Origin of the sequence: Burkholderia sp. Bp8998, from assembly GCF_003854235.1 — a bacterium.
GTDB lineage: Bacteria > Pseudomonadota > Gammaproteobacteria > Burkholderiales > Burkholderiaceae > Burkholderia.
The window spans coordinates 1-19,329 of record NZ_QTQF01000019.1 but is presented as its reverse complement, the minus strand read 5'-3'; the positions used below and the strand labels follow the sequence as shown (position 1 = coordinate 19,329).

The following is a 19,329-nucleotide window of genomic DNA, read 5'->3' as shown; positions in this document are numbered from 1 at the left end:
CATGATCTCCTGGCTTGTCGGTCGGCGCCGTGCTTCAGCACGTGCGTCGGTCCCGTCCGTGACTTTCGGTGCGACGTACCCGTCGCCTGCTTGGGTGCGGGCCGCGCCCGCGATTACAGCGAACGCAACCGCCGCGCGCCCTCGATCAGCGTCGCGTCGTCCTTCGAGAAACTGAGGCGGATCACGCCCGCGTCGGTGCCGTCGGTGTAGAACGCCGACAGCGGAATCGTCGCGACGCGTGCATCGCGGATCAGGCGCAACACGAAGTCGCTGTCGCGCTCGTCCGAGAAGTGTCGGAACCGCGCGAGCATGAAGAACGAGCCTTCGCTCGGCAGCAGCTCGAAGCACGAATCGGCCAGCTCGCGCGCGAGCAAGTCGCGCTTGGCCTGGTAGAACGCCGACAGGGCGAGATAGCTTTCGGGCCGCGCGAGGAACTCCGCGAACGCGACCTGCATCGGCGTATCGGCCGAGAACACCATGAACTGGTGCACCTTGCGGATCTCGTCCATCAATTCGGCCGGCGCGACGCAATGGCCGACCCGCCAGCCCGTCACGTGGAACGACTTGCCGAACGACGACACGATCACGCTGCGCTCGGCCAGCTCGCGGTGACGCGCGACGCTCTGGTGCAGCGCACCGTCGAACACGACGTGCTCGTAGACCTCGTCCGACAGGACCACGATGTCCGTATTGCGCGTGAGCTGCGCGAGCCGCTCGAGATCGTCGGCGGAGAACACGGTCGCGGTCGGGTTGTGCGGCGTGTTGACGATGATCATCCGCGTGCGCGGCGTGATCGCCGCGGCCACCTCGTCCCAGTTCACGCGGAAATGCTCGGACGACAGCTTGATCGCGACCGGCGTCGCGCCCTGCATCCGCACGATCGGCGCATAGCTGTCGAACGACGGCTCGAAATAGATCACTTCGTCGCCCGGGTGCACGAGCGCGCTGATCGCCGCGTAGAGCCCTTCGCTCGCGCTCGCGATCACCGTGATCTCGGTGCCCGGGTCGTAGCGCGTGCCGTACAGCGCCTCGGTCTTCTCCGCGAGCCGCTCGCGCAGCGACGCTATGCCGGCCATCGGCGCGTACTGGTTGTGGCCGTCGCGCATCGCGCGCGCGACACCCTCGACGAGCGCCGGATCGGGCGCGAAATTCGGTGCGCCCTGCGACAGGTTCAGCGCATCGTGCTGCGCGGCGAGCTGGCCGATCACCGTGAAGATCGTCGTCCCGACGTCCGGCAGTTTCGATCGGGGCGTGGTGGCGCTTCGCATGAATCCTCCTTCTGATGTCCTCCGGGCCAGCCCGCGCGACGCGCGCAGCCCGTTCTCATGCAGGATGATTTAGCCCGAGCCAATATCGGCGGACAATCGAAACTTCGTCATGGAGAGCATGCATTTTTCTCATGACTGGCCATACGAAGGGCTCAACGCCCAGACCGTGTGGCCGGCAACGCATGCGCGTCAGGCATTTCCCCTGGAGGCGTGCGGTCACGCCGCGCGTCACGCGGCCGCCAGATAGGCGCTCAGCACGGCCAGCAACTCGCCACGCAACGCATCGAAGTCCAGCGCGGGCCCAAGCGTGAGCAGCGCCTGAGACACGCCGCCGTAGCAGAGCGTATGCGCCATCCGGGCGATCCCGTCGAGCCGCCCGGCCGGCGGCGGATCGGCGGCCTGCGCGAGCGCGTCGCGCCACAGCGCGACATAAGCGTCGTAATGCCGGCGGTACGCGGCGAGCGGCGACACCTGCCGCTCCAGTGCGAAGAATGCGCTCCACAGCGCGGCGTCGGCGCCGATCGCGTCGACCTGCAGGTCGACGAGCGCGGCCGCGAGTTCGGCGCGCGGCACCCCGCGCAGCCCGTGCGCCGCGTCGCGCAGCCGGTCGGCCAGCGCCAGCACGCGCCGGTGGATGCACAGCGCGGCGAGGCTCTGCTTGTCGCCGAAGTATTCGTAGAAGGTGCCGATGCTCACGCCCGCGACGGCCGCGATCTCGCGAATCGTCGCCTTCGCGTAGCCGCGCTCGAGCAAAAGCTGAACGAATGCCTGCTGGAGCGCCTCGGACGTGGCCTGCGCGCGCGACTGGCGCGGCCGGCGGCGCAATGCGGGCGCGGGTTGCGCCGCCGGCTGGCCGGGCGGCGCCGGAACCTGAACATGTCGCGGCGGCATATTTGCTACTCTGAAATTCAGCGGAAACGCGTTTGACCGGCAGACCGCGACGCACGAGACCGGAGACAGCCCGATGACCGAATCGACCCATGCCGTCACGAACCAGTTCGACGAACTGGTCGACTATAACCTCTTCGCCACCGACGTCGCGCTGCGCGAGGCACTCGCCCGCGCGGGCGCCGACTGGGCCGTGCCGCGGCTCGACGCGTACGGCGCGCGGCTCGGCAGCGCCGACACCGCGCAACTCGCCGACGAGGCGAACCGCCACGCGCCGGAACTGAACGCGTTCGACCGGCGCGGCCGGCGCATCGACCGCGTCGACTTCCATCCGGCGTGGCACACGCTGCTCGGCATGTACCGCAACGAGGGCTTCGTGTCGCTCGCGTTCCGCGACACGCGCCCCGGCCGCTGGGCCGCGAACGCGGCCGGCTTCTACCTGCACGGCCAGATCGAGGCCGGCACGCTGTGCCCGGCGACGATGACGCAGGCCGCGATTCCGGTGCTGCAGAAGGAGCCCGCACTGTGGGGCCTGCTGCGCGACAAGCTGTACAGCGACGATTACGATCCGCGCGACGTGCCGGTCGCCGACAAGCGCTCGATCTGGTTCGGCATGGGGATGACCGAGAAACAGGGCGGCTCCGACGTGCGCGCGAACACGACGCTGGCGACCGCGGTCGGCGCGGGCGGGCGCGGCGGCGAATACCGGCTGCGCGGCCACAAGTGGTTCTTCTCCGCGCCGATGTGCGACGCGCACCTGGTCGTCGCGCACACCGAAGCCGGCAGCCCGTCGTGCTTCTACGTGCCGCGCTGGCGGCCCGACGGCACGAAGAACGCGGTCGAGATCCAGCGGCTGAAGGAAAAGGTCGGCAACCGCAGCAACTCGAGCAGCGAGATCGAGCTGAACGACGCATGGGGGATCATGCTCGGCGACGAAGGCCGCGGGATTCCGACCATCATCGAGATGGCCACCTACACGCGACTGAGCTGCGTGCTCGGCAGCGCGGCGATGCTGCGCCAGGGCGTCGTGCAGGCGATCGCGTACACGCGCCAGCGCCATGCGTTCGGCCGCGCGCTTGCCGAGCAGCCGCTGATGCGCACCGTGCTCGCCGATCTCGCGCTCGAAAGCGAGGCCGCGCTCGCGCTCGCGATGCGCCTCGCCGACGCGTTCGAACGCGACGACTCGCCGCGCGAACGCGCGTGGAAGCGGATCGTCACGCCCGCCGCGAAGTTCTGGGTCTGCAAGCGCGCGGTCGAGCTGACCGGCGAGATCATGGAAGTGTTCGGCGGCAACGGCTACGTCGACGACGGTCCGATCGCGCGGCTGTTCCGCGAAGCGCCAGTCAACTCGATCTGGGAAGGCTCCGGCAACGTGATGTGCCTCGACGTGCTGCGCGCGGTGTCGCGCGAGCCCGACGCGGCTGCCGCGCTGTTCGCCGAACTCGCTGACTTCGGCGCAGGCGAACCACGCATCCGCGCGGCGCTCGACGCGCTGCGCGCGATGCTCGCGGCGCCCGCCGACACGCTCGAGGCGTCGGCCCGCGTGTTCGCGCAGCGGCTCGCGCTCGTCGCGCAGGCGTGCCTGCTGCGGCGCGACGCGCCCGCGTTCGTCGCCGACGCGTTCGTCGCGACGCGGCTCGCCGCGCCCGACTGGGGCCGCATCGCGGGCGGTTTCGATCCGCGCGCGCTCGACGTCGCCGCGCTGCTGCAGCGCGCGTACCCGGCCTGACGCCCGGCCGGCCGGTTGCTCACTCGCTTCGCCCGCCCAGCCCGGAGCCCCCGATGAACCTCGTCGCCGCCCTCGACCGCGCCGCCCGCGCGACGCCCGACAAACCGTTCCTGATCCATGACGACACGACGATCACCTACGCCGCCGCGCGCGAGCGCTCGCACCGCGCGGCGGCCGTGCTGAGTGCGCTCGGCGTCGCGGCCGGCGACCGCGTCGCCGCGATGTGCCTGAACACGCCCGCGTTCGTCGATCTGATGTTCGGCGCGTGGCGGATCGGCGCCGCGTTCGTGCCGATCAACCACAAGCTGCAGGCGCCGGAAGTCGACTACGTGCTCGAGCACAGCGGCAGCAAGGTCCTCCTGTTCGACGCAGCGCTCGCGTCGGTGCTGACGCGCGTGATCCATCCGGTGCGGCGGCTCGTCACCGAAGGCCACGCCGCCGGTGTGCCGAACTTCGACGCGATGCGCGCGGCGATGGACGGCGTCGCGGGTATCGAGCCGGCCGACGGCGACGTCGCGCAGATCCTCTACACGTCCGGCACGACCGGCCGCCCGAAAGGCTGCGTGCACAGCCACCGCACCGTGACGCTCGCAGCGATGCAGGCGGCGCTCGCGACCGGCATCGGCCGCAACGAGCGCACACTGATGGCGATGCCGATCTGGCATTCGTCGCCGCTGAACAACTGGTTCGGCGGCACGCTGTACGCGGGCGGCACCGTCGTGCTGCTGCGCGAATACCATCCGCTGCGCTTCCTGCAGGCCGTCGAGCGCGAACGCGTGACGCTGTATTTCGGCGCGCCGGTGTCGTACACGCTGCCGCTCGACACGATCGACGGCTTCGCCGCGTTCGACCTGTCGACCGTGCGTGCGTGGCTGTACGGCGGCGGCCCGATCGGCACCGCGCAGGCCGAACGGCTCATGCGTGCGTATCGCAGCACCGCGTTCTTCCAGGTGTATGGAATGACGGAAACGGGGCCGGCCGGCACCACGCTGTATCCGGACGAGCAGATCGCGAAGGCCGGCTCGATCGGCCGCCAGGGCGGCCCCGGCGTCGACCTGCGGGTCGTGCGGCTCGACGGTGTCGACGCGCAACCGGGCGACATCGGCGAGATCTGGCTGAAGGCCGACAGCATGATGCTCGGCTATCTCGACGACGCGGCCGCGACACGCGCCGCGTTCGCGCCGGACGGCTGGTACCGCACCGGCGACATCGCGCGAATCGATCAGGATGGCTACCTGTTCATCGTCGACCGGCTGAAGGACATGATCGTGACGGGCGGCGAGAACGTCTATTCGAAGGAAGTGGAGGACGTGCTCGGTGCGCATCCGGGCATCGCGGAAGCGGCCGTCGTCGGCGTGCCGCATCCGGACTGGGGCGAGACGGTCGTCGCGCATGTCGTGCTGCGCGCGGGCGCAGCGCGCGATGCGGATGCGCTGCGCGCATTCTGCGGCGAGCGGCTCGCCGCGTACAAGATCCCGCGCGAATTCGTGTTCGCGGAAACGCTGCCGCGCACGCCGACCGGCAAGCTGCAGAAGTTCCTGTTGCGCATGCGCAGAGACTAAGTATCCGCGATTGAGCCGGCGCACTGGTAGCTCGCACACTCATATCCCTCTTGCGAACCCAAAAGCGGAATACGGCACCATTGCCTATCCGCGACATCTGACCTAACGCATTCGCGCACGCGCGGTCAATGCAACCAGTGGAACGGAACAAGTAATAGAAGTTACCCGTACTGAATCATATTCGTCCGATTGATCGACGTTTCTTATCTGGAATAGCGTCTCTAGGCAGCCGTTTCATTTACTGAAACAGGGAAGCCGGATGAAAAACGAACTCAAAGCACCGACCCATCTTTTCGCCACCGTTGGCGCGCTCACGGAACGCGGTGGACGTGTCACCACCGCAACCAGCGGCCTGACCTTGGCTGGATTGGAAGTCGCCTGCGTCGGCGATGTAGTGACCTATGACGACGGCAGCGAGGCCGCGATTATCGACGGCGCGGGAAACAACCATAGCGGAGGCAAGCCATTCGCATTGGTGGGCAGCCGGTTGAGCAACGGCGACCGCATTACCGAAACGCTGCGCAGTTCATGGGGCATTCACGTGGCGGATGGGCAACGCGTTGCGGGCCTGTTCGATCCGACCTATGTGCCGCCGCCCGCCTACAGACTGGCGGTACGTGGCGCGACAACAGCGCGCGGTGGTGTATTGCGCGAGCCTTCCGGGACGTGGGAAGTAGCGCCGCACCTGGGAAAGGCTGCCACGGTGGGTGACCTGATCCACTATCCGGACGGTTCAACCGCGCGCGTGACGAGCGGTCTGGGTTTGGCCGACGGGCCCGACTTCGCGCCGCTCGCATTCGTTGGCAGCGGACTCGATAACGGCGACACGATCACCGATAGCCCCGAGCGACAAGGCGTAGCGTCGTCAGTTGTATTTAGCGTCGTCACCCGCTCGTCCATGCCCCACTGAGGTAGCGCCCATGATCCGCTACTTTCTTGCCAAAGGCGACCGCGCCGGGGAAGCGGTGATTGTCGAAGGCCTCGACACCGTGACCTGTTCCAATCCTCCGCCGAGGGTCCATATCGCCACGCTCGATATGAAGACCTACTGTACGGCCTGCAAGCGTGAAGGGTACATCGCACCGCAAGGGCCGCGCTGGCCCGGTACCGGCCCGAACGGCAAACAGTGGGCATTGAGCGGGGATATCAATGTCTGCGGATGCAACCCGCCGCCGATCTTCTATGCTGAGCGCGGCATGCGGATGATTTTTACTGCTGGAGAGACTGCGGCGCTGAATGGGCGCAAATCTGATGCAGCCGTGCGGTCATTTGCTCGATCGGCTGCCGTACACGACGAGCAATTCACCTTGCTCGATGACTCCCGCCGCCCGCTCGCGAACATCCGCTACCGAATCGTTACCGACACTGGCCAGATTTTCACGGGCACCACGGACACGGCCGGGCAAACACATCGGATCGCCACCGACGACTCTGCAACTCTGAAAATCTATACGACGGAACATTGAAGCAATGAAAAATTTTGATGTGAATGACGGCGGAGAGTGGTTCCTCGTACACTCAGGTGCAGTCACCAACACCAATCCGGGGTCGATGGTGGAAGTAACAATCAATACCGAAAAAATATGTCACAACATGACAAACAAGGAATTCCGGGAAATGGTATTGAGTAAGCGCGATCGAGCCATTTCTCTCGTCGACAAAAGAATCGAGGATTTGCAGCGCTGGTCGAACGCTGACAAGGCACGCGTATTACAGTGGTTCGGCAGAACCGATGAAGGCACCCGCATAACGCCATTAACAGGCCTGACTGCAATCGCTCGAGTACTAAAGGCACTCACAGGCTACAATTTCACGCGATGGGATAGCGAGCGATTCAGACATATTGGATGCGTTCCAAATCCGAACAAATCGGGAGTCGCTGCATCAGTGTGTTCGCCGGATACCCTAACTCATACGATCGCAATACATCCCGATTTTTGTACAATGCGAGACTTCTCATGGGAAAAGATTCCGTAGTTTCCACTCTGATTCATGAGGTGAGTCATTTCGATGACACAATGGGAACCAAGGATCACAGATACTTCATGGAGGAGTGTTTGACGTTTGGAGCCGAAAATCCGAATCAAGCAATCAACAATGCCGACAGTATTGCAGGATACGTCATTTACAATGCTTAAGTTTATTCTTGGCCTAAGTCTCCTCACCTCCAATCCGGTATTCGCATGCATCGCCAGCGAGAACTTCGACGTCTACTTTTCGAGAGATAGCTCGCACATATCGAATTCGGAGATCGTCCGCATTGCAAAATGGGTAGCCGACTAAAAACTCAATTATGCAAATCACCTAACCAAAGAAACGACACTGATCAGCGGCCATGCCGAGGAAAGTGAACCGGGAGCACTGGCCCTTGCGCAATCGAGATTGCAAACCGCGTATGCGCTGTTGGAGGAACTAGGTTTTTTACGCGGGACCATCAAGAAGAGCGCTCGCGTCTATTCGCATGGCGACGTGGACAATGGGCGGCGTGTGGAAATTTCCTTCCTGCCCGATTGCCCTAACAAGTGCTGCGACGGCAATTAACGTCATACTGCCGCCGATCACGGCGATGCGGTGGCACGTACGCATGCGGCGACCCGCCTGCACCACCGCCTGCAAGCCAGCCCCCTATGTCCTGCCGCCTGCGTACCCCCAAAGAAAAAGCCACCGGCCCCGACGGGACTGGAGGCTTTTCCGCACGAGGCGCGAGACGGCAACGTTGTGCCGCCGCCCGCTCCCCACGTCAAGACTGACTGCTTACTTCCCGCCGATGCTCTTCAGCGGCTTCCACTCGCCCTTCTCGACCTTGTACATCGTGATGCCGCCGTTCTTCAGGTCGCCCTTCGCGTCGTACGCGACGTGCGACGACGTGACGCCGGCCATGTCGGTCTTCGCGAGCACCGGCAGGTACTTCGCCGGATCGGTCGAATCGGCCTTCTTCATCGCGTTGAGCATCGCCATCGCGCCGTCGTACGCGTACGGCGAGTAGGTCTGCACGTCTTCGCCGAAGCGCTTCTTGTACTTGTCGGCGTAGGTCTTGCCGCCCGGCATTTCTTCCAGCGGGAGGCCTGCCAGCGATGCGATCGTGCCGTCGGCCGCGTTGCCCGCGATCTTCAGGAACGTCGGCGTCTTCACCATTTCGCCGCTCATCAGCGGTGCGGTGATGCCGAGCGTCTTCATCTGCTTGACCATCGGTGCTGCCTGCGAATCCGCGCCGCCGTAGTAGACGAGATCCGGCTTCGCCGCCTTCAGCTTGGTCAGGATCGCCTTGAAGTCGACGGCCTTGTCGTTCGTGAACTCACGGTCGACGATCGTCGCGCCGCCGGCCTTCGCGGCCTTCTCGAACTGGTCGGCGAGACCCTGGCCGTAGGCCGTGCGGTCGTCGACGATCGCGATCTTCTTCATGCCGAGATCCTTCGACGCGAAGGTGCCCGCCACCGAGCCCTGCTGCGTGTCGGACGTCATCATGCGGAAGGTCGTCTTGTAACCCTGCTGCGTGTATTCCGGTGCCGTCGCCATCGCGATTTCCGGAATGCCGGCGTTCGCGTAGATGCGCGAAGCGGGAATCGTCGTGCCCGAGTTGAAGTGGCCGAGCATGCCCTTGATGCCGTCGTCGACGAGCTTCTGCGCGACCGTCGTGCCGGTGCGCGGGTCAGCCTGGTCGTCCTGCGTCTCGAGCACGAACTTCACCGGCTTGCCGCCGATCTTCGGGTTGGTCGCGTTGAAGTCTTCCAGCGCGAGCGCGATCCCGTTCTGCATATCCTTGCCGTAGTGAGCCTGGGCGCCCGTCATCGGCCCTGCGTAACCGATCTTCACGTCGTCCGCATGAGCCGTCCCCGCCAGCGACATGACAGCGACGAACGTCGCGCCTGCCAGCTTTTTCATCGTGTGTTGCATAGCATCTCCTTGGTACCAGGGTAAATGGAGCGGCTTCGGGATCGCCTAGCCGCTTCCTTTGTTTGATCCGAACGGCAAGGATGGTCAGCCGATCGTCATCAAATTCGCGTTGCCGCCCGCCGCGGCCGTGTTCACGCTGACCGAGCGCTCGGTCAGCAGGCGCTCGAGCGCATAGTCGTCCGCATCGCCGTTCTCGAACGCGCCTGCCGACACGCCCTGCACCGACACGATCGGGCCCGGCCGCTGCGCGACGTCCTTCACGAGCGTCTGCAGTTCGTCGCTGTCGCCTTCGAACAGCACCGCGTCGAACGGCGCATCGGCCTGCTTGCGCACGGTCGCATGCGCCTTCAGCGCCGCGGGCAGCGCGGCCACCAGCGCCTCGCCCGCCGCACCGGCGAACAGCGCGCGGTTGCCCGTCGCCAGCACCGCCGCGAACTGCGCGCGCGCGCCGCCCGGCGTTGCCGCGACACACAGCACCGTGCCGCGCGGGCCGAGTGTATACGTGTTTCGCTCGCCCGTCGGCCCGGTCAGCACCGCGGTCGCGCCGGCTGGCACCTGCGCCAGATAACCGTCGCAGCGTGCGGCCAGTGCCGGCTCGCGCTGCTCGATCAGCCAGTCGCGCAGCGCGATGAGCGCCGCCGCCGGGTTGCCGCGCTGTTCACCATCGACCGCGCCGTCCGCGATCAGCGTCTGCGCGAGCGAACGCGGCAGGCCCGATGGACGCGTCGCGAGCAGGCGCTGCAGGTACAGCGCGCCGCCGGCCTTCGGGCCCGTGCCCGACAGTCCTTCGCCGCCGAACGGCTGCACGCCGACCACCGCGCCGATCACGTTGCGGTTCACGTAGATGTTGCCGACGTGCGCGTTCGAGATCACGTGCGCGATCGTCTCGTCGATCCGCGTGTGGATGCCGAGCGTCAGGCCGTAACCCGTCGCGCGGATCTGCTCGAGCAGCTTGTCGAGCTGGCTGCGGCGATAGCGCACGACGTGCAGCACCGGGCCGAACACTTCACGCTTCAGCTCGTCGATGCTGCCGATCTCGATCAGCGTCGGCGGCACGAACGTACCGTGCGCGCAGGCTTCCGGCGACGTCAGTTGCGTGACCGTATGGCCCTTCTCCTTCATCGTCGCGACGTGCGTGTCGATCGTCTGCTTCGCTTCGCCGTCGATCACCGGGCCGACGTCGGTCGACAGCCGGTCCGGGTTGCCGAGCGCCAGCTCGTGCATCGCGCCCTTCAGCATCGTCAGCGTGCGGTCCGCGACATCGTCCTGCAGACACAGAACGCGCAGCGCCGAACACCGTTGACCGGCCGAGTCGAACGACGACTGCATCACGTCCGCGATGACCTGCTCCGCGAGCGCCGACGAGTCGACGATCATCGCGTTCTGGCCGCCCGTTTCGGCGATCAGCGGAATCGGCTTGCCGTCCGGATCGAGGCGCGCGGACAGCGTCTTGTTGATCAGGCGCGCGACTTCGGTCGAGCCGGTGAACATCACCGCGCGCGTGCGCGGATCGGCGACCAGCGCCGCGCCGACGGTCTCGCCGGTGCCCGGCAGCAGCTGCACCGCGCCGGCCGGCACGCCGGCCTCGCGCAGCAGGCGCACGGCTTGCGCGGCGATCAGCGGCGTCTGTTCGGCCGGCTTCGCGAGCACCGTGTTGCCGGCTGCGAGCGCGGCGGCCACCTGGCCCATGAAGATCGCGAGCGGGAAGTTCCACGGGCTGATACAGACCACGGGGCCGAGCGGACGGTGCGTGTCGTTCGAGAATTCGTCGCGGATCTGCGCCGCGTAGTAGCGCAGGAAGTCGACGGCTTCGCGGATTTCGGCGATCGCGTTCGGCAACGACTTGCCGGCTTCGCGCACGATCAGGCCCATCAGCGTGTGCATCTGCGCTTCGAGCAGGTCGGCCGCGCGCACCAGGCAGTCGGCGCGCGCATCGACCGGCGTCGCCTGCCAGATCGGCGCGGCAGCCACCGCGTGCGCGAGCGCCGCGCTCACGTGTTCGGCCGTCGCCTCGCTCACCGTGCCGACCAGGTCGCGCTGGTCGGCCGGGTTGCGCACGTCGCGCGCCGGGGCGTCGGCGAGCGCGTCGTCGGCGAGCATCGGCGCCGCGCGCCACGGATGGTGCGCGCTCGCGAGCAGCGCGGACGACAGCGATGCGAGACGGTGTTCGTTCGACAGGTCGAGACCCATCGAGTTGGGACGCTCGTCGCCGTACAGGTGGCGCGGCAGCGGGATCTTCGCGTGCGGTGCGCCGAGCGGCACGACCTTCGACGCCTCGTCGACCGGATCGGCGACCAGTTCCTTCACCGAAACCGTCTTGTCGGCGATGCGGTTGACGAACGACGTGTTCGCGCCGTTCTCCAGCAGACGGCGCACGAGGTACGCGAGCAGCGTTTCATGCGTGCCGACCGGCGCGTACACGCGGCACGGGCGGTTCAGCTTGTCGCGGCCCGTGACTTCCTCGTACAGCGGCTCGCCCATCCCGTGCAGGCACTGGAATTCATACTGGCCCGGGTAGTAGTTCTGGCCGGCCAGATGATAGATCGCGGCCAGCGTGTACGCGTTGTGCGTCGCGAACTGCGGGTAGACGGCATCCGGTGCCGCGAGCAGTTTCTTCGCGCACGCGAGGTACGACACGTCCGTGTAGATCTTGCGCGTGTAGACCGGATAGCCTTCGAGGCCATCGACCTGCGCACGCTTGATTTCGGTATCCCAGTACGCGCCCTTGACCAGGCGGATCATCAGGCGGTGACGGCTGCGGCGCGCGAGGTCGATCAGGTAGTCGATCACGAACGGGCAGCGCTTCTGGTAGCCCTGCACGACGAAGCCGATGCCGTTCCAGCCAGCGAGTTCCGGATCGAAGCACAGCGCCTCGAGCAGGTCGAGCGACAGTTCGAGACGGTCGGCTTCTTCCGCGTCGATGTTCAGGCCGATGTCGTAGCGGCGCGCGAGCAGCGCGAGCGAGCGCACGCGCGGCAGCAGCTCGCTCATCGTGCGGTCCTGCTGCGAGCGCGAGTAGCGGGCGTGCAGCGCCGACAGCTTGATCGAGATGCCCGGGCCTTCGTAGATGCCGCGGCCGCCGGCCGCCTTGCCGATCGCGTGGATCGCCTGTTCGTACGATGCGTAGTAACGCTGCGCGTCCTCTTCGGTCGTCGCCGCTTCGCCGAGCATGTCGTACGAGTAGCGGAAGCCGCGCGCTTCGTACTTGCGGCTGTTGGCCAGCGCTTCGGAAATCGTCTCGCCGGTGACGAACTGCTCGCCCATCAGGCGCATCGCCATGTCGACGCCCTTGCGGATCAGCGGCTCGCCGCCGCGGCCGATCAGGCGCGTGAGTGCCGACGACAGGCCCGCTTCGCTGTTGGTCGTCACGAGCTTGCCGGTGATCATCAGCCCCCAGGTCGCCGCGTTCACGAACAGCGACGGCGCGTGGCCGACGTGCGAGCGCCAGTCACCCTTGCTGATCTTGTCGCGGATCAGCGCATCGCGCGTCGCGCGATCGGGAATGCGCAGCAGCGCTTCGGCCAGGCACATCAGCGCGACGCCTTCCTGGCTCGACAGCGAGAATTCGTGGATCAGCCCTTCGACGCCGCCGCCCGAACTCTTCTCGCGCAGCGCCTCGACCAGCGCCGTCGCGAGCGTCTGCACGTCGGCCTGCAGGTTCGCCGGCAAGCGCGCCTGGCCCAGCAGGAACGGCACGCATTCCGGCTCGGGACGGCGATACGCGGCCGTGATCGCCGCGCGCAGCACCGATTGCGGCTGCACGTTCTGTGCGAACTCGAGGAACGGATGCGGCGAGTTGTCGTCATCGCCGTCCGTCGCCTGACCGTCGGCGAGCTCCGTCACGCCGCTGCTGCCCGACAGCTCGGGCGGCAGCTGGCCGTGCTCGATCCGCTCGAGATACGCGAAGATCGCCTGCTTGATCAGCCAGTGGGGAGTGCGCTCGAGTCGCGCTGCCGCGTCTTTCAGGCGCGAGCGGAGAAGGTCGTCGACTTTGACGCCGAGAGTCGTGCTTGCCATGGTGGGTTCGTGCGCCGGTGCGAGCCCGGCAATGTGGTGTGAGAGGATGCGCGAAATCCTACGGCACGCAATAAAAAGGTGCAACCGAATTAAGAGATTGGTTGCACCCATAAGTTACTCAATATAATCAGCCACTTAGAAGGTTGCAACCTAGGGGTTGCCCGTGGTCGGTGGATCGGTGTTTTCCCTGAGCGAGGGCGAGTTTGCGCGCGTGGGCAACCCGCGGTGCGCACGGCGGACGGGAAAAACGGGTTGCACTGGGCCGGCCGGCGGGTCCCGCAGACAGGCGTGGAAAGAGGGGCGGTAACGGGATCGCACGCGGCGGGTTCGGCGGGTTCGGTGCCGGGAAGCGGCACGGCGCCTGCCGCCGCGCCGTTCAGATATCCAGCGGATCGACCTCGACGCTCCACCGGAGCACGCCCTTCAGCGCGCGCAGTTCCGGCTGCCACGCGCGCAGCGCATGCTGCAGCGCGGCCCGCGACGCGCTTTCGAGCAGCAGCTGCGCGCGGTGCACGTTCGCGACCTTCACGATCGTCATCGGCACCGCGTCGTACACGGTCACGCGATCGGCGCCCGGCAGCCCCGGCAACGCGGCCGCGGCCTGCAGCAGGAACGCGAGCGCCGCATCGAGCGTGCGCCCTTCGGCGCGCAGCAGCGCCTGGTAGACGAACGGCGGCAGGTGCGCGTCGCGGCGCTCGCCGAGCGTCGAGTTGGCGAAGCCGACGTAATCCTGCCGGCCGAGCGCGTGATACAGCGCGTGACGCGGATATCGCGTCTGCACGAGCACCTCGCCCGGCAGCCCGGCGCGTCCCGCGCGGCCGCTCACCTGCATCAGCTGCGCGAACAGCCGCTCGCTCGCGCGGAAGTCGTGCGAGAACAGCGCGGTGTCGGCATTGAGCACGCCGACGAGCGACACGCGCTGGAAGTCGTGCCCCTTCGCGATCATCTGCGTGCCGACCAGGATGTCGACTTCACCGGCGTGCACGTCCGAGAACAGCGCCTGCGCACTGCCCTTGCGGCGGGTGCTGTCCGCGTCGATCCGCAGGATCCGTGCACCCGGCACGGCCTCGGCGAGCGCCTCCTCGATGCGCTGCGTGCCGCGCCCGAGCGGCGCGATATCGACGTTCCCGCATTCCGGGCACGAACGCGGAATGCGCGCCTCCCAGCCGCAGTGATGGCAGCGCAGCGCGTGCTCGGGCTTGTGCAGCACGACATAGGCGCTGCAGCGCGGGCAACCGGCGACCCAGCCGCACGCGTCGCACGCAAGCTGTGGTGCGTAGCCGCGCCGGTTCAGGAATACGAGGCTCTGTTCGCCGCGCTCGAGCCGCGCCTTCAGCGCTGCGACGAGCGGCCCCGACAGCCCGCCCATCGACGCGCGCCCGCGCCGCCGCTCCTCTTCGAGATCGATCAGCCGCACGGTCGGCAGCGTCGCGTCGGCCACCGCGCGGCGCGACAGCGTGAGCCGCGTGTAACGGCCCTGCTCGGCCTGCCACCAGCTCTCGAGCGACGGCGTCGCCGAACCGAGCACGACCGGAATGCCGAGATGCTTCGCGCGCCACACGGCAAGATCGCGCGCCGAATAGCGCAGCCCTTCCTGCTGCTTGTACGCGGGCTCGTGTTCCTCGTCGACGACGATCAGCGCGAGCGTCGGCAGCGACGCGAGCACCGCGAGCCGCGTGCCGAGCACGATCCGCGCGCGGCCCGTGTGCGCGGCAAGCCAGTTGCGTGCACGCTCGCCCTCGGCGAGCCCGCTGTGCAGCGTGACGATCGCGTCGTCGGCGAGCGTGCCCGCGAAACGCGCGCGGAACGCGGCCTCGAACTGCGGCGTCAGGTTGATTTCGGGCACGAGGACGAGCGCCTGCGCGTCGGGCCGTGCATCGAGCAGCGCGGCGAGCGCATGCAGATAGACCTCGGTCTTGCCGCTCCCGGTCACGCCATGCAGCAGGAACGGCGCGAAGCCCTGGCCGGCACGAATTGCGTCGAGCGCCTCGGCCTGCTGGTCGGTGAGCGCCGGCGGCACAGTTCGTCCACCGGTTGTCGACAGGTTATCCACAGCTTTGGGCACAGGCGCATCGGCCCAGCCGATCTCCTCGATCGCGACCCAGCCGCGCGCCGCCCAGTCGTCGAGCGTGGCCGCCGCCTTCGGATGCAACGCGCGTGCATCGGGCAACGTCAGCGAATCGGTGTCGGCGAGCGCCTGCGCGAGCCGCCGCAGCGCGGCCCCGCGTGCAGGCAGTGCATCGGGAAGCGCCGCGCGGCCGGCTTCGGTCAGCCGATGACGCACCTCCGGCGCCAGCAGCCGCCCCCAGCGCTCCGCGTCGCGCAGCGCCTGCGGCAGCGCCGGCAGCGCGACTTCGCCGCGACCGCGCTGATAGTAGTCGGCCGCGAAGGAGACGAGCGCGAGCCAGTCCGGCGCCAGCGGCGGCAACTCGGTACAGATCGCATCGATCGCCCGCAACCGGGACGGCGGCACGTCGGTGTGAGTCGTCACTTCGCAAACGAGGCCGACGACCTGCCGCTTGCCGAACGGCACCTGCACCAGGGTGCCGGGCTCGGGCGCCGGCTGGACGTCGCAGCGGTAGTCGAACAGGGTGGCGAGCGGATGGTCGAGGGCGACCCGCAGGTAGGTACCGTCCATCACCGGGCTCCGGCGGCAGCGCACAGCGCACGGACGACCTGCCCCCGAATCCGCGTCACGGTGGCGAACTTAAAGTAAAACTTCAGATTCGGCGCTAAGTTTTGGATTCGCATTAGGAATCGCCGTATACCCTGACCAGCCTGTGGATAACTTTGTTGAGAACTCGCCGTTCAATAGCCGCAAAGCGCGCGGGGCCGTGCTTTGCGCTGTTTTCGGCCGCCGTGTGCCGCGCCCCGCGGAGCCTTATTCCATAAGGCTGCTATTCAAATTACCCAACCATAGCGAGACAATTCGACCGATACAGGGCTCTACCGCGCTGCAACGTGGAAAATGTGCATAAGTCAAGTCTTGACAAGCCATGAATCGGCAACCGGGGCGGGGTTGCGCCCTGTTTAGCGCCGACAGCGAAACACCGTCACCCCGCAGTGCAGCATGACAGCGCTTGCGCTCAGCCCGCCGCTCCGCTACGGATCTTGCGGCTGTGAGTGTGCACTTCGTCGACGAGTTCGGCGACGTGGTCGGGCGACGTGAACTGCGAGATGCCGTGGCCGAGGTTGAATACGTGGCCCGGATGATTGCCGTAGCTGTCCAGGACCGCGCGCGCCTGCTCGCGCACCGCGGCCGGCGGCGCAAACAGGATCGTCGGGTCGAGGTTGCCCTGCAGCGCGACGCGCCCCGCGACACGTTCGCGCGCCGCGCCGAGGTTGACCGTCCAGTCGACCCCGACCGCGTCGACGCCGGTCGCCGCGATCTCCTCGAGCCACAGCCCGCCGCCCTTCGTGAAGGTGATCACCGGCACGCGCTCGCCGTCGTGCTCGCGCTTGAGCTGCTCGACCACGCGACGGATGTAGTCGAGCGAGAAGCGCTGGTACGCGCCGTCCGCCAGCGCGCCGCCCCACGTATCGAAGATCATCACGGCCTGCGCGCCGGCTTCGATCTGCGCGTTCAGGTACGCGGCCACGGCCTGCGCGTTGATGTCGAGGATCCGGTGCATCAGGTCGGGGCGCGAATATGCCATCGACTTCACCGTGCGGAAATCGTCCGACCCGCCGCCTTCGACCATGTAGCACGCGAGCGTCCACGGGCTGCCCGAGAAGCCGATCAGCGGCACGCGCTGGCGGCCCTGGCCGTCGGTCAGCGCGCGGCGGATCTCGCGCACCGCGCCGGTCACGTAGCCGAGCGTTTCCTCGATGTCAGGCACCGCGAGCTTCGCGACGTCGGCCTCGGTGCGCACCGGATGCGCGAACTTCGGCCCTTCGCCGACCTGGAAGTCGAGGCCGAGGCCCATCGCGTCGGGAATCGTCAGGATGTCCGAGAACAGGATCGCGGCGTCGAGCGGGAAGCGCTCGAGCGGCTGCAGCGTCACCTCGGTCGCGTAGTCGGGATTCTTCGCGAGACCGAGGAAGCTGCCGGCGCGCGCGCGCGTCGCGTTGTACTCGGGCAGGTAGCGGCCGGCCTGGCGCATCAGCCAGATCGGCGTGTAGTCGGTCGGCTCGCGCAGAAGCGCACGCAGGAAGGTGTCGTTGAGCAGATTATGGGCCACGGTAGGAGCGACGATGCGAAGGCAAACCGGCATTTTACCGGAGCGGGGCCGCACGGCTGCGTATCCCGATGCGATGGCGGCCATATGACACGCGCGATGGCTCCGTTATGATCGGACGCTGATATCGAACCGAACGAAGGAGGAGACCGATGAAGACATCCGCCACGCTGGCCACGCTCACCGCCGCCCTGCTTTGCTGCGCTGCCGCGCACGCGCAGGGCACGCCGGCAACCGCGGCTACGACCGCCGCCGCGGCCGGCTCACGGCTCGACGACGTGCTCGCACGCGGCGCGCTGCGCGTATGCACGACGGGCGACTACAAGCCGTATTCGTACTACCGGACCGACGCCCGCTTCGAGGGCATCGACATCGACATGGCCGAATCGCTCGCGAAATCGCTCGGCGTGAAGGCCGACTTCGTGAAGACGAGCTGGCCGAACCTCACCACCGACTTCGTTGCGAAGTGCGATATCGCGGTGGGCGGCGTATCGACGACGCTCGAGCGCCAGAAGCGCGTGTTCTTCACGCAGCCGTACGTGGTCGACGGCAAGACGCCGATCGTGCGCTGCGCGGACGCGGACAAGTACCAGACCGTCGCGCAGATCGACCGGCCCGAGACCCGCGTGATCGTGAACCCGGGCGGCACCAACGAGCGCTTCGCGAAGCAGTTCTTCACGCATGCGACCCTGACCGTCTATCCGGACAACGTGACGATCTTCAAGCAGATCCTCGCGGGCAAGGCGGACGTGATGGTGACGGATGCATCCGAGACGCTGCTGCAGCAAAAGCTGAATCCGGGCTTGTGCTCGGTTCACCCGGACAAGCCATTCCAGTTCGGCGAGAAGGCGTACATGGTGCCGCGCGGCGACGTCGTGTTCCAGCAGTACGTCGACCAGTGGCTGCACCTCGCGCTGTCGACCGGCGAGTACCAGGCGATCGCCGACAAATGGCTGAAGTGAGCGCGATCGTGCGCTGCAACGGCGCCCGATTACGCACACCGACCCCGCTATTGCAGTCGGCGAACAGGATACGGGCGGCGGATTCCGCCCGCGGTCCGGTGCCCCGCGGTTACACATCGGCGCATCCGGCAGCAGGCGTGAAACCTCGAAAACCGGCCGAATGGCCGACTACCGCGCACGCCAATCACGTTTCAAAATCTTTCCGACGATTGAATCGTCATATGCGCTATCTGTCGTGCGATGCACATTCCGGCGCGTAAATCGGCAATTCATCGATGCCGATACGCATGAAAAACGCACTGCGCGCACCCGATGAAAACTCTGCGGAAAAGATGAGTAAATATGACCTTTTTCAGGACCCCGAAAACAGCAAAAAATCCCGGGAAGCCTTATCTGGCGGGCGTTACAACCTGAAACACTTTGTTACCGCGAGGGGTCATTAATTCGCCCACAATGGCCTCAACGGTTTCAACACGGATGCGGTCTCGTGTGCCAAGTGTGAGCGGACGCGAAGCGCTGCGAGCCAGTCGGTCACGTACCGAAGCCCTTCCGAGGGGCATCCCTGTTGGAGTCGTTTCCGGCCCCCCGCCGGATTCGGTTTCATCTTTGGTCTCCTCGCGCTAACCCCGTAGCGTGTGGTTTTTAGCGGGCTAATAAGCCCGCTTTTTTTCGTCCATCGAAAACGCAACGGCCCGCAGGCCGCCGCGTTTTTCCCGCCGCCGGGCCGCCCGGTCGTTTCAAGCGGTCTTCTGTAGTCGGCCCTGAACAATTCACTTTTCCTTGCGGATGAGTTCATGCCGCCGACAGCGCAGCGGTTGTGACGCTGAGCAA

At 66.6% G+C, this 19,329-nt stretch carries 14 protein-coding genes; 8 read left to right on the top strand and 6 right to left on the bottom strand.

Annotated elements, in window-relative coordinates:
- Positions 1-113 precede the first annotated feature (113 nt).
- The gene (locus DIE06_RS19555; RefSeq protein ID WP_124662764.1) at positions 114-1,268 is read right to left on the bottom strand and encodes a pyridoxal phosphate-dependent aminotransferase; all 1,155 of its coding nucleotides are present in this window, start codon (positions 1,266-1,268) and stop codon (positions 114-116) included.
- A gap of 228 nt (positions 1,269-1,496) precedes the next feature.
- Positions 1,497-2,159, bottom strand: coding sequence for a TetR/AcrR family transcriptional regulator (locus DIE06_RS19545; RefSeq protein WP_124662763.1), 663 nt, complete (start codon positions 2,157-2,159; stop codon positions 1,497-1,499).
- A gap of 73 nt (positions 2,160-2,232) precedes the next feature.
- On the opposite strand from DIE06_RS19545, the gene DIE06_RS19540 reads away from it, so the two are divergent.
- The 6 genes from DIE06_RS19540 to DIE06_RS39040 all read left to right on the top strand — a co-directional run bounded on the left by DIE06_RS19540 (position 2,233) and on the right by DIE06_RS39040 (position 7,585).
- Positions 2,233-3,885, top strand: coding sequence for an acyl-CoA dehydrogenase family protein (locus DIE06_RS19540; protein ID WP_124662762.1), 1,653 nt, complete (start codon positions 2,233-2,235; stop codon positions 3,883-3,885).
- Between the two features lie 53 nt (positions 3,886-3,938).
- Entirely contained in the window at positions 3,939-5,447 is a 1,509-nt protein-coding gene (locus tag DIE06_RS19535; RefSeq protein ID WP_124662761.1) for a class I adenylate-forming enzyme family protein, read from the top strand.
- Between the two features lie 259 nt (positions 5,448-5,706).
- Positions 5,707-6,357: a PAAR domain-containing protein gene (locus tag DIE06_RS19530; RefSeq protein WP_124662760.1), complete on the top strand. Its 651-nt coding sequence runs from the start codon at positions 5,707-5,709 to the stop codon at positions 6,355-6,357.
- 10 nt (positions 6,358-6,367) lie between these two features.
- A complete protein-coding gene (locus DIE06_RS19525) occupies positions 6,368-6,913 on the top strand; it encodes a hypothetical protein (RefSeq protein WP_124662759.1) in 546 nt (181 codons plus the stop codon).
- A 4-nt stretch (positions 6,914-6,917) separates the two neighbouring features.
- On the top strand, positions 6,918-7,424 hold the full coding sequence (locus DIE06_RS19520) for a hypothetical protein (RefSeq protein WP_260433655.1): 507 nt from the start codon (positions 6,918-6,920) through the stop codon (positions 7,422-7,424).
- On the top strand, positions 7,406-7,585 hold the full coding sequence (locus DIE06_RS39040; protein ID WP_260433654.1) for a M35 family metallo-endopeptidase: 180 nt from the start codon (positions 7,406-7,408) through the stop codon (positions 7,583-7,585). Before DIE06_RS19520 ends, DIE06_RS39040 begins: the two co-directional genes overlap by 19 nt.
- 616 nt (positions 7,586-8,201) lie before the next feature.
- Here the strand turns inward: DIE06_RS39040 and DIE06_RS19510 are convergent.
- The 4 genes from DIE06_RS19510 to hemE form a co-directional block, all read right to left on the bottom strand.
- Entirely contained in the window at positions 8,202-9,341 is a 1,140-nt protein-coding gene (locus DIE06_RS19510) for a branched-chain amino acid ABC transporter substrate-binding protein (protein WP_124662758.1), read from the bottom strand.
- A gap of 84 nt (positions 9,342-9,425) precedes the next feature.
- On the bottom strand, positions 9,426-13,358 hold the full coding sequence (gene putA / locus DIE06_RS19505; protein WP_124662757.1) for a trifunctional transcriptional regulator/proline dehydrogenase/L-glutamate gamma-semialdehyde dehydrogenase: 3,933 nt from the start codon (positions 13,356-13,358) through the stop codon (positions 9,426-9,428).
- A gap of 376 nt (positions 13,359-13,734) precedes the next feature.
- Complete coding sequence (locus DIE06_RS19500; protein ID WP_124662756.1) at positions 13,735-15,996, bottom strand: primosomal protein N'; 2,262 nt, start codon at positions 15,994-15,996, stop codon at positions 13,735-13,737.
- Between the two features lie 448 nt (positions 15,997-16,444).
- Complete coding sequence (gene hemE, locus DIE06_RS19490) at positions 16,445-17,539, bottom strand: uroporphyrinogen decarboxylase (protein WP_311767633.1); 1,095 nt, start codon at positions 17,537-17,539, stop codon at positions 16,445-16,447.
- Positions 17,540-17,688: 149 nt separating this feature from the next.
- Here hemE and DIE06_RS19485 point away from each other — a divergent pair, with 149 nt between their 5' ends.
- Both DIE06_RS19485 and DIE06_RS38340 read left to right on the top strand, forming a co-directional pair.
- A complete protein-coding gene (locus tag DIE06_RS19485) occupies positions 17,689-18,498 on the top strand; it encodes a transporter substrate-binding domain-containing protein (RefSeq protein WP_124662754.1) in 810 nt (269 codons plus the stop codon).
- Between the two features lie 287 nt (positions 18,499-18,785).
- Positions 18,786-18,941, top strand: a complete 156-nt coding sequence (locus tag DIE06_RS38340; protein WP_185733427.1) for a hypothetical protein — start codon at positions 18,786-18,788, stop codon at positions 18,939-18,941.
- Positions 18,942-19,329: the final 388 nt, after the last annotated feature.